The sequence below is a fragment of the Piscirickettsia litoralis genome, assembly GCF_001720395.1.
GTDB classification, from domain to species: Bacteria; Pseudomonadota; Gammaproteobacteria; order Piscirickettsiales; family Piscirickettsiaceae; genus Piscirickettsia; species Piscirickettsia litoralis.
Genome location: NZ_MDTU01000001.1, coordinates 456,469 through 459,318 on the forward strand (window position 1 = coordinate 456,469; position 2,850 = coordinate 459,318).

General features: G+C 38.7%; 3 protein-coding genes and 1 pseudogene. All 4 read left to right on the top strand.

The genetic code is table 11. The features are described from left to right. On the top strand, nt 1-355 hold a 355-nt coding region (locus tag BGC07_RS20430; protein WP_162272287.1), incomplete at its 5' end, for an amino acid ABC transporter substrate-binding protein. Between the two features lie 326 nt (nt 356-681). Next, nucleotides 682-1,410: a substrate-binding periplasmic protein gene (locus BGC07_RS02160; protein ID WP_158006838.1), complete on the top strand. Its 729-nt coding sequence runs from the start codon at nt 682-684 to the stop codon at nt 1,408-1,410. Between the two features lie 109 nt (nt 1,411-1,519). Beyond that, nucleotides 1,520-2,251 (top strand): IS6 family transposase, encoded by a 732-nt coding sequence (locus BGC07_RS02165; protein WP_069311782.1) that lies wholly within the window; start codon nt 1,520-1,522, stop codon nt 2,249-2,251. Nucleotides 2,252-2,342: 91 nt separating this feature from the next. Further along, nucleotides 2,343-2,850 (top strand): annotated as a pseudogene (locus BGC07_RS02170) (helix-turn-helix domain-containing protein); the annotation flags it as partial.

Here is a 2,850-nt window from a genome sequence, read left to right on the forward strand (position 1 = left end):
TTTTCAAGGTGCAACTGGTTACTTTGGTCATGAGTTTTATAAAGTCTCTCGAACCAAAAAAGGGACTTATCAAGAGTTAGGTGACATGTCGATTTTACCAGAGCTATTAGTTAAAAAGCGTTACAGTGCGGTAGTCCTAGACTACTATATATTCTATTACTTCTATCGGTTAAATGATAAAAATAGGGATATTAACATATTTGATGAGCACTACATTATTGACCCAGTACACGCAGGTGTGGCTTTTCATAGTGAAAAGTTAAGAGATAAGTTCAATAAAACTTTGAAAAAATATTTATCAGGCGAACATGATAAGATTATTTTCAATAAATATCTAGGAAATATTGAAAAATAATTGAACTGGATAGAAACTATCCGAGGTTTGAGTTACCCAGTATTATTGGGTTGGATATAAATTTCATAAAAACAATTTTTAAATATATTCGCTTACCAGTAATTTGAATACAGCATCAACTCAAGAAAATAAACTAAAATTAATGTAGGGGTAGTTAACAGAAATTCCTCTTCTGCTCCAATTCCAGAGCAACTACCCTAACCATGTTTTAAACAAAGATAAGGTGTTATAGCCACATTTACCTGTCTTTACTTCACTTTCACTATACTTAGCTTATGATTCTTGTAGCATGAAGAGGTAACTCGATGAGAAGGTTTATCTCCGCCATGGTTTTATTGGCTTTTTCTTTTGGCTCTTACGCCAGTTTGAAATCAATTAACATCATGACCGAGGAATATCCTCCGTTCAATTTTAAAGGCTCGGATGGTCAGCCTACAGGAGTGGCTGTAGATATTCTCATAGAAGCTTATAAGCGGGCTGGCGTGCCGTTAAGCAAGTCTAAAATCAAACTGTTACCTTGGGCAAGAGGGTATCAATCAGTTCAAAAGCCAGGCGCTAAAAATATGCTGTTTAGCATGACAAGAACGAATTCTCGTGAAAGCTTATTTAAATGGGTTGGCCCTTATGTAAAATCCTATAATGTATTTTTCGCACTTAAGTCAAAAGGAATAAAAATAACTTCACCAAACCAAATAAAAAACTATAAGATTGCGGGTGTACGGGGTGACATAGGCTTAGTTCTAGCAACACAGTTAGGAGCTAAAGAAAGACAACTCATGACCGTCAATAAATTTAGTTTATTACCTAAGTTATTGAAAAAAGGGCGTGCTGATTTGTTTTCTTACAATGAGCAAGTCAGTTTATGGTTAATGAAGAAACAAGGGTTTAATCCAAACGACTTTGAGGTTGTTTATAAAGGCGAGCCGCCAAGTGAATTTTACTATGCCTTCAATCTCAGTGTTAGAGATGCAGACATTGATAAGCTTCAAAAAGCAGTCGAAGAAGTGACAAGTGATTCTGCGTTCATGGATAAGGCTAATAAAAAATACAAATAACCTCATGCTGCCCTGTCGTTCTTTGGACGGGGCTATTTTTTGAATAATCAGTTATCGAAAGAAGCTACAGCTATCAAGCCAAAAGGCATCGTCACATTAACTCACAGGTATAACAAGGCTCACCACGCTTTCGCACCCACCCAAAGGTCATCGTTTCTCTGCCCAGGTTATCAGCCATGTCGTTTGGCTCTATCATCGTTTTAGCTTAAGCTATCGTGATATTGAGGAGATGATGGCAGAGCGTGGATTGAAAGTGAGCTATGAAAGCATTAGACGTTGGTGTAAAAAGTTTGCTCGGCCCCTGTCTCAACGACTGCGCAAGAAAGAAGTGAGACGATCTGATAAATGGCACCTAGATGAGATGACCATCAAAATTAATGGTGACAAGTATGTGTTATGGCGTGCCGTAGACAGTGAAGGTTATGAGCTGGATATTTTCATTCAGAAGCGAAGAAATAAAAAGTCAGCGATGCGATTTTTGAAACGACTATTAGGATCAAATCCCACGCCACGTGTGATTGTGACGGATAAATTGCTCAGCTATAATCAGCCGATTAAAAAGTGCTGCCCTAACGCTGATCACCGCAAGCACAAGGGCCTCAATAACCGCGTTGAGAATGCCCATCAACCAACCCGCCGTCGTGAGAAATTATTGATCAAAATGAAGTCAACAAGCTCAGCTCAAAAAATGCTGAAGTTGATGGGAGTCACCCGTCATTTTTTTGCTGTGGGTGTAGGTCGTTATCGCAATCCTGTACCAATCAGGAAAGAAAAGCTAAATCATGCTTTCAAAGTTGGAGTGATGTTACTGCACAGATTCTTTGTGCCTAATGTGGATTAGTTCTGACTTGATCTGACATTTGCTTGAAAAAGCGAGGGTTTCCGACTTTGATTTAAGTGCAAACATTAAACCACAAAAGAAGGTAACCCTCATGTTAAATACTACAGACAAAATCATAAAACATAAAGTTGGACTTTTAAATTTAGCAGAAGAATTAGGCAATGTTTCTAAAGCGTGCAAGCTCATGGGATTATCACGAGATACATTTTATCGTTACAAGACCGCTGTTGAAGAAGGTGGCGTTGAAGCCTTATTTGATAGCAATCGCCGTAAACCCAACTTGCAAAATAGGGTTGATGCTCATATTGAGCAAGCCATCATTGAGTATGCGATAGAACAACCTGCACATGGGCAGCATAGAGCAAGCAATGAGCTTCGTAAGCGAGGTATTTTTGTTTCTGGGAGCGGTGTTCGCAGTGTGTGGGTCCGCAACAATTTAGCGAACTTTAAAGCTCGACTGAAAGCATTAGAAACTAAAGTTACGGAAGATGGAATTATTTTAACAGAAGCTCAAGTCATTGCTCTTGAGAAAAGAAACATGATGATGAAGCTTGCGGTGAAATTGAAACGGCACATCCTGGATATTTGGGTTCTCAAGA